Raw genomic sequence first — 18,340 nt, 5'->3', positions numbered from 1 at the left:
GTATAACAATACGAAGGGCATTGCAAGTGTTAGTCATTAAAAGCGGTAGGAAACTGAAAAGTCTCCTACCGCTTTCTTTTTTGGACAAACTCAATCTTATTTGGCTTCATACCATGTTTTGCCTTCATTCTCATCAGCTTCTAGTGGAACTGCAAGATTGATAGCGGATTCCATGGTCTCTTTGACGAGTTCTTTGATCGCTGCCAGTTCATCACTTGGTACTTGTAGAACAATTTCGTCGTGGACCTGAAGAAGCATCTTGGTCTTGTATGCTCCTGCTTCTAGCGCTTGGTCCAAGTGGATCATGGCAATTTTCAAGATGTCTGCCGCCGATCCTTGGATTGGTGAGTTGATAGCTGTCCGCTCCGCAAAGCCTCGAACATTGAAGTTACGAGAATTGATATCTGGAATCTCCCGACGACGCTTGAAGAGAGTCTCCACATAGCCTTTGTCACGCGCTTCCCGCACCACTCTCTCCATATAGTCCTTGATGCCAGGGTAGCGTTCGAAGTAGGTCTCAATATAGGCCTTGGCTTCTTTTCGGCTGATCCCTAGGTTGTTAGACAGTCCAAAGTCGGAAATCCCATAAACCACACCGAAGTTTACTGCCTTGGCATTACGACGGTCATTCGGCGTCACATCTTCTGGTTTTTCAATATTGAAGACCCGCATAGCAGTCGATGTATGGATATCTGCCCCATGTTTAAAGGCATCAATCAAATGTTCATCTCCTGAAATATGGGCTAAAACGCGCAGTTCGATCTGTGAATAGTCCGAACTGAGCAAGACACTGTCTTCCTCTTCTGGGACAAAGGCCTTACGAATAAGGCGACCTTGTTCCAAACGGACAGGAATGTTTTGCAGGTTGGGATCCACGCTGGACAAACGGCCCGTCTGCGTCAAATCCTGCACATAGCGGGTATGGATCTTCCCATCTTCCAAAATCCAATCTTGAAGACCAATGACATAGGTCGACTGAATCTTGGCAATCTGGCGGTATTCAAGAATCTTAGACACGATCGGTGAGATTGGAGCTAGGCGTTCCAAGACATCAACAGCTGTTGAATAGCCAGTTTTGGTCTTCTTAGTATATTCAAGTGGGAGTTCCAATTTTTCAAAGAGGATGACCCCCAATTGTTTTGGAGAATTGATATTAAACTCTTCTCCAGCAAGCTCGTAGATTTCTTGGGTTAAGCGCTCCAAGACCACTTCGTTTTCCACCTGCATGTCTTTGAGGGTCTGGCGCTCTACCTTGATCCCTGCGATTTCCATCTTGGCCAAAACAGCTGCTAGTGGTTGCTCCATATCATAGAGCAAATCCAGCTGGTCATGGGCTTGCAACTGCTCCACCATGGGCTCTTCGGTATCCAGTAGAACAGCGACTTTCCGTGCCAAATGCTCTAATAGGACCGCCTTTTCTGGGATCGCTTTTTTGGCTCCCTTGCCATAAACAACTTCGTCCAGTGGCAGCGCAATCTGACTATAGAGGCTCGCAATGGTTGAAATTTCATTGTCCTCTACGGTCGACAAGAGATACTTGGCCAATCGACTGTCAAAAGCTGGCTTTTGCAAGGTAATGCCCAAGTGGCTGAGCAAGACCTTGGCCCGCTTAAAGTCATAGACCTTGAGGGGCGTTTTTTCGAGAAATTCTTTGAAAATCGGTGTTTGTAAAAGATCAGTACCAGTACTTGCGTAGAGCTGACCTTTGGTCCCCCATGCAAAACCGATGATGGGTTCCGTATGGTAGTTGTCCCCAAAAATCTCAAAATGGAAGAAACTATCTTCCGTAAGCATATCTGGAGTGACTTGCTCGACTTCTGTATAGTCAATAGCTACAGGAGCCGCCTCTTCTCCACTGAGATCCAAGGCCTGACGGAGTTGCTTGAAGCCCATCTCCTCAAAAAACTTGGCGAGATTTTCTAGATGGGGGCCCGTATAGGTGATATCATCCAGGCCAATCTCAATGGGCGCATTGGTATCGATGGTCGCGAGAGTCTTGGACAGATAGGCCTGCTCCTTGTCGTTGATGAGGTTTTCCTTCATCTTAGAAGCCTTCATCTCATCGATATGCTCGTAAATACCATCGAGAGAGCCATACTCTAGGAGTAGTTTGATCCCTGTCTTTTCTCCGATCTTAGTAACACCTGGGATATTATCCGACTTATCTCCCATCAAGGCCTTGAGGTCGATAAATTGCTCTGGCGTCAGACCCATTTTTTCTTTCAGATAGGCTGGAGTGAATTCCTCAAACTCTGCTACCCCTTTTTTGGAAATCTCAACCACCGTATTATCATCTGTCAGCTGGATCAAATCCTTATCCCCAGAGACAATGGTGACTTCAAATGGCACCGAGCTAGTTTCTGCCATCTTATCTAGCGTTCCAATAATATCATCCGCTTCATACTGGGCTAGCTCATAATGGCGGATCCCCAAATGATCTAGTTGCTCGCGAATAAAAGGGAACTGCTCACGGAATTCATCTGGTGTTTTTGCCCGACCTCCTTTGTAGTCGGCATACATCTCCGTCCGAAAGGTCGTCTTTCCTGCATCGAAAGCAACGAGGACATGAGTCGGTTGGATGCGCTCCAAGAGATGGCTCAACATGAGGTTAAAGCCATAGACCGCATTGGTATGCAACCCATTGGCATTTTTGAAGCGATCGATTTGATTATAGAGTGCGAAAAAGGCACGAAAAGCGACGGAAGACCCGTCGATGAGTAGTAATTTGTTCTTTTTTTCCATAGGCCTATTATATCACGAATCACAAGGTCTCTGGTACATAAAAACTCTACCCTTTCGGGTAGAGCCTTCTTTAGGAGTTTCTTATGAAAAATGAAGAGAAGTGTTTATTCGCCGTAACAAGAACCTTGTTGTGGCAATTTCTTAAAGCGTTTTGGATAATTAACTGAGATTTTCATTTGCTGTACTTCATTTCTTATTGGATGAGTTTAGTATACAAGAGAAACCTAAACCATTCCTTATAGAAAGCTTCAAGAAAACTAAAAGCTGAGGCGCAAAGCATGCAGTTGTTTTTGCTGCAAGCTGGTAACTGAAGACGGAGCCCTTGCCATCGCAGCCCTAAGAATAGGAAAGAAAAACTCTTCCCAATCTGGAAGAGTTGATCCTTATCCAAGCAGAAGAAGGCTGGCTAAAGCGACTATTGCTGGACCACCTTGGGTCAAGATGATTTTTTTATTAGAAGTTACAGCCCCATAAGCTGCTGCACCAATAATAAAGAGCAGAAAGATCGTGACAATTTCACTATTTCTAGCTACAAAGAGGCCGTAGAGGAGGAAGACACCAATCAGAGCATTATAAATGCCTTGGTTTTTGAAGAGAGCCGTCACAGATGGACGATGCAATTCTTCCTGATCCATATTAAAGACACGACCAGTCGATGCCGAGTGGGTTGCTAAACTCTCAAGGTAAAAAATATAGAAATGCTCAAAAGCAGCAAGACTTGCTAAAACAATGGTTAAGATAGACATATTATTCTCCTTTTAAAATGTAATTTGCTCGAGGCCAGACACCAACTTTTCGAGTAAGTGACTCAACTGATTCCGCTCTTTTTCAGAAAGAATCTGATCCATCTGGCCTTTTACCTGTAGATGATGTGCTGGGGGGTGGACCAACAACCGATCTCTGGCAAACTCCGTAAGTTCCACCACAATCTCCCGTTGATTTTCTGGATTGCGAGTACGAGTAACATAGCCACTAGCTTCTAAGACTTTGAAGTGGCGGGTTAAGGCTGCAGGGTCAATTGCTAGTTTCTCCTGAAGGGCCGCTTGGCTACACGGCGCTTCTGCTACTAACAACTGAAGCATCTGATAACGAGTCAGACTAATGCCCAATTGTTTTTCAAATAATTGGGTTGAAGACTGATCAGCTAGCTTCAACTGATAAAGCAAGTCATGCATTTCTGACATTCCTTCTCTCCGATCTTTTTTATTGACTTATCAATAATTGATTTATCAAGTATATCATTTTAAAAAATCGAAGCAATAAATTTGCTTACCTCAAACGAAATAATTTCCTCCTAAGAAAAGCAAAGTAAAAGACCACCGGATTTGGTGGCCTTTTAGGGAGATTATTATGAAAAAGAAAAGTTTTAGGATTTCATAAACAAAGTTAGGAGGTCTTTGTTTATGGTTTTATTATATCGGATTTATCTTAAAGATTTCTTAAGGAATTATTTCATTTCCAAAACAAATTGTTTACGGATTCTTTTCATAGCGCCATTCCAGCAACAAAGAAGCCTAGCTTTGTTAAATAAGTTAACTTTTTTCTTCTTCAAAATAGAGGCGAATGTCATCCAAATGACGAATCGCATGATTGACATCCGGCTTGTAATCCAAAAAATTAATACTCCCGATTCCTGCATTGTCTGCCAAATCAACATCCAGAGTTCGATCTCCAATATAATAGGTCTCACTCCGATCCAGTTGATACTTATCCACTAGATAATCGACTCCTTCTGGATCTGGTTTTCTCCTAAAGCCATTGTCCGTTGTGACAATCTCTTGAAAATAGGATAAGATCCCTAGATCTTCCAGAATTGGATAAGCATTCTTCCCCTTGTGGGTATAGACGAATTGGACAATCCCTTCCTCTTTAGCCCAAGCTAGAATGTCTCTAGCTCCTGGCATCAGATGCACTTGGGCGTTTTTCTCACGCAAGCTAGAAGCACGATAACTATTCATCTCCTCCGCATCCAAACCATGTTCTCTAGCCACTTCTTCAAGAAGTACCTGGACAGATTGTTGAAGGATAAAGGCATGGACCGCTTCTCGATCAAAGTCCAAAGAGTAATGGGCATAGGTCTCAGCAATCCCATCTAAAATAGCTTCATAAGAATCCAAAAGAGTTCCATCCAAATCCCAAATAAAAGCTCGTGTCATACATTTTATTCCTTCCATTTCCGATGATAGAGTGTTTTTAAGAAAAACCAGCGAAAACCATTGTCCAAGAGGGTACCTGCCCAAATCCCTGGCAAGCCCCAACCGAGGCTAACCCCCATCAGATAACCTGTGCCAATCCGAATCACCCACATGCCGATCGTTGTCGCATAAAAAGGAAGGCGGGCGTTACCCAGACCTTGCCAGACCGCGGTATAGATGACTGTCCCAGCTGTCAGAGGCGTTCCAAGTAAGGAGAACAAAATGACGGATAAGGAGGCAGCAAGGGCTCCTGGATCCTTAGTGTAAAGGGCTGTTAAAGGACTTCCAAACAAGAAGATGGTAAGGGCGAGGGGGAGCATGGAGAGAAAGGAAATCCAAAAACTCCGACTGGTGATTTGCTTTATCCCTTGTAAATCATTCTGTCCCAAACTTTTGGCGACTAACATGACCGTCGCTGTCGCAATTCCAAAGGCCGGCATATAGTTGAACTGGGTCAAGACTTCCCCAATAGCATTCCCAGCTACCGCTCTAGTACCAAAAACGGCCACCATGGCAATGATAACAATATCCCCTGCTCGCATCATGAGGCGTTCACCAGCAGCAGGCAAAGCTAAGGACAGCAAGTCTCGATCCAAGCCCCAACGAAAAGGAGCAAAGGGAAGTTGAACCTGACGCCAGAGCAAGAAAGCCCCTAATAAGCGAGAGAGAACCGTTCCTAAGGCAGCCCCGGCGATGCCCAGCCCAAAAACAAAGATCAAGATGCTCGATAATAGAGCATTCAAAACATTGGTCAACAAACTGACATACATGGGTAGTCGCGGGTTATGGACCACACGGACTAGGGCTCCCAAGGTAGTCATCAGACCTAAAAGCAAAATACTTCCTCCGACAAGGGATAAATAAATTCCTCCGGCTTCTGCAACCGCTACTTCAACCCCCAAGAGGGCAATCAATTCCTTGCCAAAGCAGAGGGATAAGACCCCCAAGATACAACTTAATAAAACCGTGACTTTAATAGATTCAGTCGCCTGACGAGCTATGGCTTTCTGATCTTTTTGTCCCATACTTTTGGACAAGAGACTCACGACCGCTGCTCCAAGAGCGATAAAAATAGCTTGGTAAATCGTAATGATATTGCCTGCAACGGATACACCCGATACAGCTACTAAACCCAACTGAGCAACCAAGTAGCTATCTACCATACCCATGAGCATTTGGAGAAAGTTCTCTCCGATGGCTGGAAGGGCAATTCTTAAAATTTGTCGATCTACTTGTTGTTGACGTGACACACTTTCCTCCTGATGAAAAGAAACTCAGCTAGTTGCCTAACTGAGTTCTGCTTGTAGAACTATTGTGAGATTTATTCAGTCAAGTCCTAGAGACTTCTGCTTTCTAATTTTGGGACTCCCACTTACAATCCCAAATAGGCTTCAACTGCAGCCTGCATATCTGTTGCTGCAACAGTTGTCTTGTGACGAACTGGAGCAGTTTCGAGACCATCCACTGCTGGTGGCAAGGCTACACCTGAGATTTCATGTAATTGAGCCAAGGCTTCAAAGTCTCTCAAACCTGATTTCCCTGTTACAGCTTCCACCGCAACCACTGGGAATTTGTAAGGACTAGCTGTTGATGCAATTACGGTCTTGGCCGCATCGCCTGTCGCTACTTGGTATTTTTTATAAACTGCTGAAGCAACTGCTGTATGAGGGTCCTCAATATAAGCATCTGACTCATAAACACGCTTGATTTCTGCTGCTGTTTCTGCTTCTGTCGCATACTCGGCTGCAAAAAGGTCAAGGATTTCTTCATCAAAATCTGTCAATTCATACTGACCTTGCGTATTCAAGGCAGTCATGAGTTCAGCTGTCTTAACCGCATCATTTCCCAAAAGATGGAAAATGAGACGCTCCAAGTTTGAAGACACTAAGATATCCATAGATGGGCTAGTGGTTACCTTAAACTCACGCTTCTTGTCATAGACACGAGTCTTAAAGAAGTCTGTCAAGACATTGTTGTCATTTGAAGCACAAATCAACTTACCGACTGGTAGGCCGATTTGCTTAGCATAAAATGCCGCCAAGATATTTCCGAAGTTTCCTGTCGGTACAGTGAAGTTAACCTTGTCACCAGTATTAATCTCGCCAGTTTTAATAAGTTGAGCGTAGGCATAAACATAATAAACAATCTGTGGGACCAAACGACCAATATTCATAGAGTTAGCTGATGAGAACTGGAGCTTGTTGGCTGCCAATTTTTCACGGAGGGCCACATCATTGAACATATGCTTCACATTTGTCTGAGCATCGTCAAAGTTTCCATCAATGGCGATGACATGGGTATTTTCGCCCGTTTGAGTGGTCATTTGCAACTCTTGCACCTTGCTGACACCGTCTTTTGGATAAAAGACGATAATTTCAGTACCTGGAACATCCGCGAACCCTGCCATAGCAGCTTTCCCAGTGTCACCAGATGTCGCTGTCAAGATAACAATTTTGTTTTCCAAGCCGTGTTTCTTAGCAGCTGTCGTCATGAAGTAAGGCAAGATCGACAAGGCCATGTCTTTAAATGCGATGGTTGAACCGTGGAACAATTCCAAGTTGTATTGACCATCAAGTTTGACAAGAGGGGCAATAGCTGGTGTATCAAACTTGCTGTCATAGGCATTGGTGATACAGTAGTCCAACTCTTCAGCTGTAAAGTCATCCAAGAAGGCTGACAAGACAAGTTTAGCTACCTCTTGATAAGAAGCATCTTTTAATGTGTCAAAATCCAAGTCCACCTTTGGATAACTCACTGGAGTAAATAAGCCTCCATCTGTTGCTAAACCTTGCAAAATCGCCTGGCTGGCTGTTACGGCATTTTTCGCATCACGCGTTGATTGATAAACTAATGTCATGTACATTTCCTCATTCTGTTCCTTAAGATACGAATTAGACTCCTCTAACTTTCGTACAATCTATTCCATTATACCATGAATTCTTGTGAATTTTGTCAGTGAGAATGAAATTGTCTGAAAAAAGAGCCCACTGCTTGCAAACTGAAAATCAACGAAAAACCTCTCTTCATCAATTTATATGCCCTCCGACTCTGGCTACTCTCTTTTCACTTGTTCATAGGAGTCCTTGCCATCATTGAGCTTGTCCCAGATGACGACTTTTCCTTCTTTGAGGGATTTTTGAACATCAATGATCCGCTGGTTGGAAGAGCCACGAAACTGCAACATCAGGTTGCGCTTGCTCTTATCATAGCGACCATCCACCAGAATATCAATCAGCGAAAGTAGCTCCAATTTGTCCGGCGTCTCCAGCATCATTTCTTCCCAGGTGTAGCCGGTCCAAGACCAGATATCTTTGTCGGGCAATTCTCTTTTCACCCGCTTGACCAAGGGCAGCAGGATGCCAGTGTTGAGAAAGGGTTCCCCCCCAAGCAAGGTCAAGCCCTGAACATAGGGTTGGGCCAGATCGGCCATGATCTGCTCTTCCAACTCTTTGGTGTAGGGAATGCCTGCGTTGAAAGACCAGGTGGCTACATTGTAACAGCCCTCACAGTGAAACATGCAACCTGCTACATAGAGGGAGTTGCGTACTCCTTCGCCATCCACAAAGTTAAAAGCCTTATAGTCGATGATGCGCCCTTGACTCAGTTCTTCACTTTTCCATTCTTGAGGTTTGGGATTGTTCATGACACCTCCCCATCTAACTCTATCCAGTAGCGCTGACTTCTGTCGATTGTATTTTCGTAAACACCGCCAGCAGATAGAATCGTGCGACGGCTAGCTTCGTTGTCTTCATCACAGGTAATCAGCACTCGTTCTAGTCCTTGTTTTCGAGCCTCTGCTAGTCCTAGCTCTAGCTGCAACTTAGCCAAGCCCTTTCTGCGTTGACTGGGCCGGATGGAATAGCCAATGTGACCACCCTCTACAAATAATTTGTCATTCAAGGACAAGCGCAGGGCTAAAAAGCCCAGAGGGTAGCCAGTCTCATCAAAGGATAAAAATTGAATGGTAGGAACCCAGCATTCTGGCAGATTCTCAGTATCCTCCTGCTGCTCTACAATTCGCAACCAATCCGCAAAATCCTTTGCTCGCTTCCAAGTGGAGCCCATGCCACCGTGCATATAGGATTTTGCAGCATCGAACTCAGTAATCATCTCTAAAATCGCGTCTTTATCTTCTAAAGTTGGTCGTTGTAACTTCATAAACTTTCCTCAATCTAAATCAATCCAATAGCGCTCTTTCCCGCCTCGAACATCCTCTAAAGCTCCGCCATTAGTCAGAATCACTGCTCGACTGGCAGCATTGTCACTATCACAAGTCACTAAAGCACGTTTGATATTTTTACTTTTGGCTACTTGCAAGCCTTGCCGCAGCTGCTCTTTTGCCAATCCTTGCCCACGCGCAGAGGGACGGATACTATAGCCGATATGACCAGCATAATTCAGCAACCCCTCATTTAGTCTCAGCCGTAGATTCAAAAAACCTAAAGCATGGCCTGATTTATCAAACAATACGTACTGAATTGATGGAACACGATTTTCAGGCAAATTTATTCCCATTTCTTTTTGCATATTTGTCTCCAACCACTCTTCGTAGTCAAAGTTCTCAGCATCCCAAAATCCGCCATCGTGAGCTGATTGATTCGCTTCAAACTCTGCCATCATGTCTAATACAGTTTCTTTATCTGCTAGAGTTGGTCTGCGTAATTCCATCTTTACCTCCTCATACGAGAAAAGCGAGAGCGAACTCTCACTTTTATTTTTTCTTAGTCTTTTTTAAAAATTGCTCTCTTAGGCTGGCTACTCGGTCTTTTTTATTGATTCCGCCTGTCGAATGCTTTTCGTGGAATCGTTGAACCTGGGCCTTGCCCTTATCGTCTAGTTGGTATTTTCCCATAATCTTCCTTTTCTAATCTGTCACTTGGTGTCCAGCTGATTTGATCGTGGACCCATTCATGTGTTTGACCCGCGCAGCGATTTCCTTATGACGACCATTGACCATGGGGCGAGCTTGTGGGTTTCCAAGATAGCCACAGGTCCTTTTAACCACATCAACTGTTTTCGGATCGCTATTGCCACAATTAGGACAGGTGAAGCCCCGCTCGGTTGGCGTGAAGTCTCCTTCAAAGTCACACTTATAGCAACGGTCAATTGGGGTATTGGTTCCGAGATAACCAACCCTGTCATAAGCATAATCCCAAACCGCCTCAAGGGCTTTTGGATTTTGTTGGAGCACAGGGTATTCACAATAGTGGATGAAACCACCAGTCGCCCCAGCTTCTGGATAGACTTTTTCAAAATCCAGCTTCTCAAATGGGGTTGGGTTCTTGCGGACATCGTAGTGGAAACTATTGGTGTAGTATTCCTTGTCTGTGATATCCGGAACCTTCCCAAATTTCTCCGTATCCAGGCGACAGAAGCGGTCTGTCAAACTTTCTGATGGCGTCGAATAGATTGAGAAGTGGTAGTCATATTGGTCGGACCATTCTTCGACCCGTTTCTTCATATCCTTAATGATTTCGATTGTAAATTGTTTGGCTTCTGGATTTTCTTCCCAATTTGGACCATAAAAGACAGTCGCTACTTCATACAATCCAATATAGCCGAGTGAAATGGTTGCTCTGCGATGACGGAAGAGCTGGTCTACCTGGGCATATTTACCCAAACGCTTCCCAAAAGCGCCATATTGGTAGAGAATTGGGGCATTGGCTGGAGTCGCTTCCTTGGTCCGCTCTACCCGATAGATCAAAGCATCTTCCGCGATGTTCATCCGCTCATTAAAAATTTCCCAGAACTTTTCTTTATTCCCTTCTGACTCCAAGGCAATCCGAGGGAGATTGACTGTCACAACCCCTAGGTTCATCCGACCAGAATTGACTTCCACACCATTTTCATCCTTCCAACCTTGAAGGAAAGAACGACATCCCATGGGCACCTTGAAGGAGCCCGTCAACTCAACAATTTTGTCATAAGACAAAACGTCTGGATACATGCGTTTGGTCGCACATTCCAAGGCCAACTGCTTGATGTCGTAGTTGGGACTACCTGGTTCTAAGTTGAGGCCTCTTTTTAAACTAAAAATCAACTTAGGGAAAATAGCGGTCCGGTGTTCTGAACCAAGTCCTTTGATTCGAATTTCCAGAATGGCCTTTTGAATTTCCCGTTCGAAGCGATTGGTTCCAAGCCCAAAGCCCAGCGAAGTAAAGGGCGTTTGCCCATTTGAGGTAAAGAGGGTATTGATCTCGTACTCCAAGGATTGCATGGCATCATAGATATCTTTTTGAGTCTTGCTCCAAGCATAGTCCTCGCGTTTTTCAGGGAGAACCCACTCCTCTGCATCTTTCAAGTGCTTCTGATAATTCTTTTCTGCATAAGGAGCCAAGACTTCGTCGATCCGGTCAGCTGAGCAACCGCCATACTGGCTAGAGGCTACATTGGCAATGATTTGCGAGATCTGTGCCGTTGCAGTTTGGATGGACTTGGGACTTTCTACTTCTGCATTCCCAATCTTAAAACCATTGCGCAGCATGCCTTCAAAATCGATCAAACAACAGTTGGTCATCGGAGTGTAAGGGCTATAGTCCAAATCATGGTAGTGGATATCCCCTTTTTGGTGGGCATTGGCTACGTGTTTGGGCAACATTTTAAGACCAATAGACTTGCCGACAATTCCTGCTGTCAAATCGCGCTGGGTATTAAAAACATCGCTGTCCTTATTGGCATTTTCATTAACGACAGCTTGGTCCTTGTTGAGGAGCTTGCCGATGGTAAAGTTGATATCCGTTGCCTTTGAGCGCTCAAAATCACGCTGCGTGCGATAGGTAATATAGCTCTCGGCAATCGCATATTCATTGGCTTGCAACAACTCATGCTCAACGACATTTTGAATCTCGTAAATTTTTACGCCACGAGGGAAGCGTTCCAAAATTTCAGCCACAATCCGGTCTGTTACGGTTTCTAATTTCGCTTCCAAGGCCGGAGTGAGACCGGTCACTTCTTCTGTCGCTTTGACCAAAGCACGGTAAATTTTATCGACATCAAACTTGACCTTCCGCCCATCTCTCTTTTCTACAAAGAGTTGGGGGAGACTTTGGATATGCTCTTCTCGTAACGTTATCATAAGCTCGCCCACTTTCTTTTTTATACAAATAGAATTCACTCCATATTATATCACTCAAAAATAAAAAATCAATATCTTGTGTCAAAAAATGTCATTTCATTTTCAAACCACAAGATATTGATAGTCTATTTATATTGGTACAAGGTGTAATGCGAACCCTGCTGGTTCACTTTTTCATAACTTTGGGTTAAAACCTTTTGCATAGCAGACGTTACATCTAGGTCCTTATTGACCACAATAAACTTCGGCTTGTCTTGCTTAATCTGATTCGTCAGATTAGTTCGGTTTTCCTTCGGCCCCAGATAGGCTGTCGGAGTTAGAAGGGCTGAAGCGGCCAAGCGACCACTTTCCTGATAGAGATGGGCCGTCTGATCCCAAGCATATATGGTATCCTTGGAATCACTATGACTCTTGATATAGTGGGCAATCGTACTTCGTTCACTCGCTAGGTTGTTTTGGAGAACCAATTGATTCACAACTGGATACCCAACTAAATAACCTATTGCTAAGATCGGTAGGAAGGCTTGACTGGAGAAATAAAGCTCCCAGATAGAATTATTCTTCATCTTCCGGCGCTGATAAGTGGACTCATCCCCGGCAAACCAAAGAGCGAATAAGGGAAGACCAAAAGGTAACAAGCTAAGTAACTGATAGGCCCCTTGCTCTGGTGTACCAACCACAATTGCAACAACTAGCGGAAGACCAAACCAACTCATAAACCGGATCAAACGTTGACCACTTGTCGATACTTTTCGGAAGGACATGACGAAAGCTGAAGCAAAACCAAGCGTTAACAGCAATAAACAGTAATAAACTAAGTTGGCAAATAGGTGCCCCGCATCAAACTGGAGGGAGCGAAGACTATACAAGGTCTGATGAATCGCATATCCAAAAGAGCCGTTCCACACGGTGATGTAGCCTAAGGGATAAAAGACAAGAGAGAAACCCAAGAGGGCAGCAAGGAATTGATAGAAGCCGTGGGCAAATTTCTTTTGCTTCACATGATAGGCTGTCAATCCAAGAAAAGCAAGCAGATAAAAAATCACACTCAGCCATGGCACCATCATAAAGGCCAAACAGGCTCCTGCGCCATAAGCGACAAAGGATTCATCTGTTTTCTCACCCTCTAGATAAGCGAGAATGAAATTCATAGAGCCAAATAGGAAGGGCAGGGCGTAAAAGACAGCGTAATTGCCGCCAAATCCAAGCACTCCAGCAAGAAGGTAGAAGAGTAGCTGAACTTGTCCTGCAATTTTTTCACTTGCAACTAAGCTTCTGACCATCCGATACAGGCTCGTCCCAGCAAAAAAGTAGGCTAAAATCTGGAAGACCACCAGGAGAACTTGACCTCCTACCAAACTTCCTAAAGCGCTGATTCCGTAGTAGAGCAAACCATTGACCCCAAAGAAATGACCATAGGGAACTTGACCTTGAGACATTGCCCAACCGGCATATAAGTCCTGGGTTTGTTGATTGGTCGCCAGTAAGTTGATAAAAGGAAGGGCTACATGAACCAGCCCAAGTAGGACACTAAAAGCAATTGGTAGTGACAAGGGAACTGGTCGCTTAGTGGCGTAGCGCCCCAACGACTTTTCATCTTCTTGGTCTTCTAACGACTCTTCTACATCCTCTTGGTCTTTCGATCTCGCTTCAACCTTCTCTTTGCGACGATGACCAGATCGTGATAGGCGACTTAGAGTTCCGGCCGAAGCTTCTGTTTCCATCGCTTCTCCAGCAGCCTGGCTCTCTTCCTGGTTCTGCTCTGATTCCACCGGTTGACTAGCTGTCAAAACTTCTTCTTCCCGACTAATCGATTGTTCCAATACCTTTCGTAGCTCTTGAGTATTTTGAAAACTGGACCCGACACTTAAGCCAAGTTTATGCGATTCTTTTTCTTTCTCACTCATACTTTGTTTTTCCTTTACTAGACTTGCAAGTGCTTGAGAGCACATGCATACCCTACTAGTATATCAAAAATGGACCCAACTGTCAGCTTTCTCCACAAGGAGAAAATAGAGGACAGACAAAAAAGACAGACTATTTTTTACTTAAAATAGCTAGATAATTTTTCAAAAAATTGACTTCTATTACTTTGAGTCATTTAAGAATCTCTGAAACTTTCCGCTGTGAGAAAAATGCTTGAAACACCATTTTTTCAAGTACTCGGGAGTTTTGGGAGTAAAACAGTTTGGGAAACTGTTTTAGCCTGAGCCCGGAAATTAAAGAGCGAGGGGGTTCAAAACGAATTGAACACAGGCTGCGGATTGTGTCAAAAAGATAAGTTCTCCTAGAATCTAAAGATTCTGCGTCAAACTTCCTATTTTGACTTTATCCGCAGACGCCCTTTGTATCTTAATAAGTCAGCGAACTTCTACGAAGTTCGCTGACGTCCGTACTCACCTAAGGAAAGTTTCTAAGAATTTTTCCTTCAATCTGAGACCGATACCTTCTCGGCATCCGTCTTTTCTTTTTATAGTTGATTCAAAATAGTCTGAAAATCATTTTTTACTTCTTCGATGGACGTGGTCACTTCCTGGCGAGTCTGGTTGTTTTTGACGGTGATTTGCCCACTTTCAACCTCGCTACCACCAAGAGCAATGATGGTTTTGGCCCCAAAGACGTCAGCTGACTTGAACTGAGCCTTCAACTTACGGCCTAGGTAATCACGTTCTGCGATGAAGCCTTGACGACGAAGGGCCTGAACCAATTCCAAAGCGGCTACTTCTGCTTCTAAACCTAACACAGCAATGTAGACATCCAACGATGTCTCAACAGGAAGCTCAACTCCTTGTTTATCGAGGATCAACAAGAGACGCTCAAGTCCCATCCCAAAACCGAAACCTGGCGTTTCTGGTCCACCAAAATATTCTACCAAGCCATCGTAACGACCACCCGCACAAACGGTCAACTCATTCCCATCTACTTCTGTCACGAACTCAAAAATAGTGTGGTTATAGTAGTCTAGGCCACGTACCATATTGGTATCGATGACATAGTCAATTCCGAGACCGTCTAGCATAGCCCGTACGGCATCAAAGTGTGCCTGGCTTTCTTCGTCTAAATAGTCCAGGATAGATGGAGCATTCTCAACCGCTTGCTTGTCTTCTTTTTCTTTTGAGTCCAAGACGCGGAGCGGATTTTCCTCTAGACGACGTTGGCTATCTTTTGAAAGTTGGTCCTTCATTGGAAGGAGGTAGTCGATCAAAGCTTGACGATAAGCTGCCCGACTAGCGGTGCTACCAAGGGTATTCAAGTGGAGGACGACATTTTCAATGCCAATCTCTTTGAAGAATTGGTCAGCCATGGCAATCGTCTCAACGTCTGTTGCAGGATTGCTAGATCCAAAGCATTCTACGCCAATCTGGTGGAACTGACGCAAACGGCCAGCCTGAGGACGCTCATAACGGAACATAGGGCCGATATAATAGACCTTGCTTGGTTTTTGAACCTCTGGTGCAAAGAGTTTATTTTCAACATAGGAGCGGACCACTGGTGCTGTCCCTTCCGGACGCAAAGTAATATGACGATCACCCTTGTCATAGAAGTCGTACATCTCCTTGGTCACGATATCCGTTGTATCCCCTACCGAACGACTAATGACCTCGTAATGTTCAAAAATAGGTGTTCGGATTTCTGCGTAATTGTATTTTTTAAAGGTTTCGCGAGCAAATCCTTCTACATATTGCCACTTAGCGGATTCCTGTGGCAGGATATCTTGGGTTCCTTTTGGTTTTTGTAATTTCATAGACACCACTCCTTTGCTTGCTTTGTACTATTTATTCTATCATAATTTATAGTCCGTGACAGTGCTCAAGCGATAAAATCAGTCTACAAGCCTATCAGGAATAGAAAAAGGTAACTTCTCCAGCCCTTAAAAATAGAGCCCGCATCACATGCAAGGCTCGATTTCTTTCGTTTCTTTACTTTCAACTATTTTATAAGATATTTTCATATTGTTCGCGAACTTCCTGCGGCCAGACGCTGGTTTGGACTTCTCCGATATGTTTCTTACGAAGCAAGAACATAGCCATCCGCGATTGACCGATCCCACCTCCTATAGTTAGTGGAAAGAGGCCATTCAAGAGCGCGCGGTGCCATTCCAATTCTAAACGATCTTGATCTCCTGTAATAGCAACCTGGCGCTTGAGGGTGTCTTCATCAACCCGAATCCCCATAGAAGATAATTCGAATGCCGCCCCTAGGTTATCATTCCAAACAAGGATATCCCCGTTTAAGCCCTTGTAGCCATTTTCGGTTTCTGTTGTCCAGTCGTCATAGTCTGGTGCCCGTCCATCGTGTGGTTTGCCATCTGATAAGACGCCACCAATCCCAATCAAAAAGACAGCTCCATATTCTTTGGTGATGGCATTTTCCCGTTCTTTCGGTGTCAAGTCAGGATAACGCTCTACCAACTCTTCTGTGTGGATAAAGGTGATTTGCTTCGGCAGGATCGATTCAATATCATAGCGAGCTTCAACTGCTAACTCCGTCAAACGAATGGCCTTGTAGATTTTTTCAACTGTTTCCTTCAAGTAAGCTAGGTTACGGCTCCCATTTGGAATGACCTTTTCCCAGTCCCATTGGTCGACATAAACTGAGTGGGTTGCATCCAAAGAATCTTCATCTGGACGAAGAGCCTTCATATGGACGAAGAGACCTTCCCCTTCCCCAAAGCCAAACCGCGCCAAGGTATGACGCTTCCATTTTGCAAGGGAATGAACCACTTCATAAGTTTCATTAGGAATTTGTAAGACCTTTACAGAGACAGGGTTTTCCACTCCGGATAGGTTGTCCTGCATCCCATCTCCTACCTTGCTTAAGATTGGACCTTGAACCTCAACGACTTCTAGTTTGTCTTTCAAATATTGAGTAAACGTTGTTTTTACAAATGAAATTTCTTCTTGTTGGTGAATAAAACTCTTCTTCATAGAGACTCCCTTTAAATAGTATGATTTTGATTATACGCTTTTTTAGAGAAAAAGCAATACTTACCGTTTTCGACAATTTATTTAAGAGTCAATTCCAATTATCTGATATTTGATGCACAACACATTAAGATATTTCTACTATTTAATTTAAATAATCAAAGTTATAGTATTGAAATCTGGTATGCCTTGTGATATAATTCACTACATAGGATTGTTTTATAACTAAAAACTTTAGGAAGGAGAATCTTTAAATAATTTTCAAAAAGTCCTATAACGTGTACTTGACACAAACAATGATTTTAAAAATTTAGGAGATATATTGGAAAAAATGAAAAGAATTTTTAAGGGACAACTGCCTAAGCTTCTATTTATTGCGTTTTTACCGTTACTACTAATTCTCATCACTCCAAAAAAAGTGGTGCAAGCAGCTGATGTTAGCAATAATGTCAGCTCATTAACTGTTTCATCAAACGAATTGTATAACGGAGGCCAAACAACTGTTAAATTCACTTTTGACGAGCATGCTCAAAAAATTAAGTCAGGAGATACCCTCCAAGTAACTTGGCCAGATTCAGGAACAATTCATGGAGCTGGATTTAAGAAAACCATTAAATTAACGATTGAAGGTACGTATGTAGGAGATATGGTAATCACTGATGGAGAAGCCAAAGTGACCTTTAATGACGGAATCACAAATCTTGAAAACATTCGTGGTTGGGGGGAGTTTGAAATCGAAGCCCACAACGAAACAAATACTGAGAAAGAACACACTGGTAGTTTTCGTATCACGAGTGGGACAAAAACTGTAGAGATTTCCGTCAAGAAAGTAGCTACTGGAAAGTCCTCTGCACCATTTTACTTAAAGGCCGGGGACATGAAAGCTAACGATCCCGATCATATTCTATGGAGCTTAAATATCAATAATATGAAGGTGGATGTTGATGATGAAGTACGCGTTGAAGATCAAATTCAGCCAGGCCACACTTTAAAAACAGATAGTTGGATGATTATCGTAACAGGTAAAAAGTCGGGTTACTATAGTGGATCTGATGCGATTACAAACTTCTTAAAGGATTTCCCTAATGCTCAATTTACTGCAGATGCGCAAACTGGAAAAATTTCAATTAAAATTCCTCAAGAAGACGCCGTACTAACAGGTTTCACAGTTATATATAAAACAAAAGTAACAAATCCTGATCAAGCTAAATTTGAAAACCATAGCCAAGCCTGGTATCGTATAAAAGGCGAAGCAGCTGTTGTGGCCATAGAAAAGAATTCTTCTGTATCAAATATTCGAGCAGATGGTGGTGTTGATGGTGATAAAACTACAACCACTACAACTCCGGAACCAACTACCACAACAACTACAACAACCACAGAGGAACCTACAACTACAACGA

At 43.6% G+C, this 18,340-nt stretch carries 15 protein-coding genes; 1 reads left to right on the top strand and 14 read right to left on the bottom strand.

Annotation, left to right across the window (positions count from 1 at the left end; genetic code table 11):
- Window positions 1–96: 96 nt before the first annotated feature.
- The 14 genes from polA to asnA form a co-directional block, all read right to left on the bottom strand.
- Window positions 97–2,742, bottom strand: coding sequence for a DNA polymerase I (gene polA / locus AC3E6G_RS09230; RefSeq protein WP_490700854.1), 2,646 nt, complete (start codon window positions 2,740–2,742; stop codon window positions 97–99).
- Between the two features lie 383 nt (window positions 2,743–3,125).
- The gene (locus AC3E6G_RS09225) at window positions 3,126–3,488 is read right to left on the bottom strand and encodes a DUF1304 domain-containing protein (RefSeq protein WP_048789420.1); all 363 of its coding nucleotides are present in this window, start codon (window positions 3,486–3,488) and stop codon (window positions 3,126–3,128) included.
- Window positions 3,489–3,500: 12 nt separating this feature from the next.
- Complete coding sequence (locus tag AC3E6G_RS09220; protein WP_048789421.1) at window positions 3,501–3,926, bottom strand: MarR family winged helix-turn-helix transcriptional regulator; 426 nt, start codon at window positions 3,924–3,926, stop codon at window positions 3,501–3,503.
- Between the two features lie 348 nt (window positions 3,927–4,274).
- Window positions 4,275–4,898, bottom strand: a complete 624-nt coding sequence (locus tag AC3E6G_RS09215; RefSeq protein WP_125336258.1) for an HAD-IA family hydrolase — start codon at window positions 4,896–4,898, stop codon at window positions 4,275–4,277.
- A gap of 5 nt (window positions 4,899–4,903) precedes the next feature.
- Window positions 4,904–6,187, bottom strand: a complete 1,284-nt coding sequence (locus tag AC3E6G_RS09210; protein ID WP_490700853.1) for an MATE family efflux transporter — start codon at window positions 6,185–6,187, stop codon at window positions 4,904–4,906.
- 122 nt (window positions 6,188–6,309) lie between these two features.
- The gene (gene thrC / locus AC3E6G_RS09205) at window positions 6,310–7,794 is read right to left on the bottom strand and encodes a threonine synthase (RefSeq protein ID WP_490700852.1); all 1,485 of its coding nucleotides are present in this window, start codon (window positions 7,792–7,794) and stop codon (window positions 6,310–6,312) included.
- Window positions 7,795–7,989: 195 nt separating this feature from the next.
- Window positions 7,990–8,580, bottom strand: coding sequence for an anaerobic ribonucleoside-triphosphate reductase activating protein (nrdG, locus tag AC3E6G_RS09200; RefSeq protein WP_048690582.1), 591 nt, complete (start codon window positions 8,578–8,580; stop codon window positions 7,990–7,992).
- Window positions 8,577–9,095, bottom strand: coding sequence for a GNAT family N-acetyltransferase (locus AC3E6G_RS09195; RefSeq protein ID WP_048690583.1), 519 nt, complete (start codon window positions 9,093–9,095; stop codon window positions 8,577–8,579). The genes nrdG and AC3E6G_RS09195 overlap by 4 nt, the downstream gene beginning before the upstream one ends.
- A 9-nt stretch (window positions 9,096–9,104) precedes the next feature.
- Window positions 9,105–9,605, bottom strand: coding sequence for a GNAT family N-acetyltransferase (locus AC3E6G_RS09190; protein ID WP_048690585.1), 501 nt, complete (start codon window positions 9,603–9,605; stop codon window positions 9,105–9,107).
- 43 nt (window positions 9,606–9,648) lie between these two features.
- Window positions 9,649–9,789: a hypothetical protein gene (locus AC3E6G_RS09185; protein ID WP_125330069.1), complete on the bottom strand. Its 141-nt coding sequence runs from the start codon at window positions 9,787–9,789 to the stop codon at window positions 9,649–9,651.
- 12 nt (window positions 9,790–9,801) lie between these two features.
- A complete protein-coding gene (gene nrdD, locus AC3E6G_RS09180) occupies window positions 9,802–12,012 on the bottom strand; it encodes an anaerobic ribonucleoside-triphosphate reductase (RefSeq protein WP_048690589.1) in 2,211 nt (736 codons plus the stop codon).
- 125 nt (window positions 12,013–12,137) lie between these two features.
- Window positions 12,138–13,919, bottom strand: a complete 1,782-nt coding sequence (locus tag AC3E6G_RS09175; protein ID WP_490700851.1) for an MFS transporter — start codon at window positions 13,917–13,919, stop codon at window positions 12,138–12,140.
- A gap of 563 nt (window positions 13,920–14,482) precedes the next feature.
- On the bottom strand, window positions 14,483–15,757 hold the full coding sequence (gene hisS / locus AC3E6G_RS09170; RefSeq protein ID WP_048692046.1) for a histidine--tRNA ligase: 1,275 nt from the start codon (window positions 15,755–15,757) through the stop codon (window positions 14,483–14,485).
- Between the two features lie 190 nt (window positions 15,758–15,947).
- Window positions 15,948–16,940, bottom strand: a complete 993-nt coding sequence (asnA, locus tag AC3E6G_RS09165) for an aspartate--ammonia ligase (RefSeq protein WP_048692049.1) — start codon at window positions 16,938–16,940, stop codon at window positions 15,948–15,950.
- Window positions 16,941–17,268: 328 nt separating this feature from the next.
- Here asnA and AC3E6G_RS09160 point away from each other — a divergent pair.
- Window positions 17,269–18,340, top strand: a 1,072-nt coding sequence (locus AC3E6G_RS09160) for a collagen binding domain-containing protein (RefSeq protein WP_490700856.1), incomplete at its 3' end; no start/stop codon positions are given.

It is taken from the genome of Streptococcus sp. SCPM-O-B-23252 (M501) (genome assembly GCF_058200355.1).
This window is presented reverse-complemented; position numbering and strand designations above follow the sequence as displayed.

What these genes read in the sequence shown, in the direction of transcription:
- AC3E6G_RS09175 (WP_490700851.1), bottom strand. Translation starts at nt 13,919, where the DNA reads ATGAGTGAGAAAGAAAAAGAATCGCATAAACTTGGCTTAAGTGTCGGG.
- nrdD (WP_048690589.1), bottom strand. Translation starts at nt 12,012, where the DNA reads ATGATAACGTTACGAGAAGAGCATATCCAAAGTCTCCCCCAACTCTTT.
- AC3E6G_RS09190 (WP_048690585.1), bottom strand. Translation starts at nt 9,605, where the DNA reads ATGGAATTACGCAGACCAACTCTAGCAGATAAAGAAACTGTATTAGAC.
- AC3E6G_RS09220 (WP_048789421.1), bottom strand. Translation starts at nt 3,926, where the DNA reads ATGTCAGAAATGCATGACTTGCTTTATCAGTTGAAGCTAGCTGATCAG.
- nrdG (WP_048690582.1), bottom strand. Translation starts at nt 8,580, where the DNA reads ATGAACAATCCCAAACCTCAAGAATGGAAAAGTGAAGAACTGAGTCAA.
- hisS (WP_048692046.1), bottom strand. Translation starts at nt 15,757, where the DNA reads ATGAAATTACAAAAACCAAAAGGAACCCAAGATATCCTGCCACAGGAA.
- AC3E6G_RS09185 (WP_125330069.1), bottom strand. Translation starts at nt 9,789, where the DNA reads ATGGGAAAATACCAACTAGACGATAAGGGCAAGGCCCAGGTTCAACGA.
- AC3E6G_RS09225 (WP_048789420.1), bottom strand. Translation starts at nt 3,488, where the DNA reads ATGTCTATCTTAACCATTGTTTTAGCAAGTCTTGCTGCTTTTGAGCAT.
- polA (WP_490700854.1), bottom strand. Translation starts at nt 2,742, where the DNA reads ATGGAAAAAAAGAACAAATTACTACTCATCGACGGGTCTTCCGTCGCT.
- AC3E6G_RS09195 (WP_048690583.1), bottom strand. Translation starts at nt 9,095, where the DNA reads ATGAAGTTACAACGACCAACTTTAGAAGATAAAGACGCGATTTTAGAG.
- asnA (WP_048692049.1), bottom strand. Translation starts at nt 16,940, where the DNA reads ATGAAGAAGAGTTTTATTCACCAACAAGAAGAAATTTCATTTGTAAAA.
- AC3E6G_RS09215 (WP_125336258.1), bottom strand. Translation starts at nt 4,898, where the DNA reads ATGACACGAGCTTTTATTTGGGATTTGGATGGAACTCTTTTGGATTCT.
- thrC (WP_490700852.1), bottom strand. Translation starts at nt 7,794, where the DNA reads ATGACATTAGTTTATCAATCAACGCGTGATGCGAAAAATGCCGTAACA.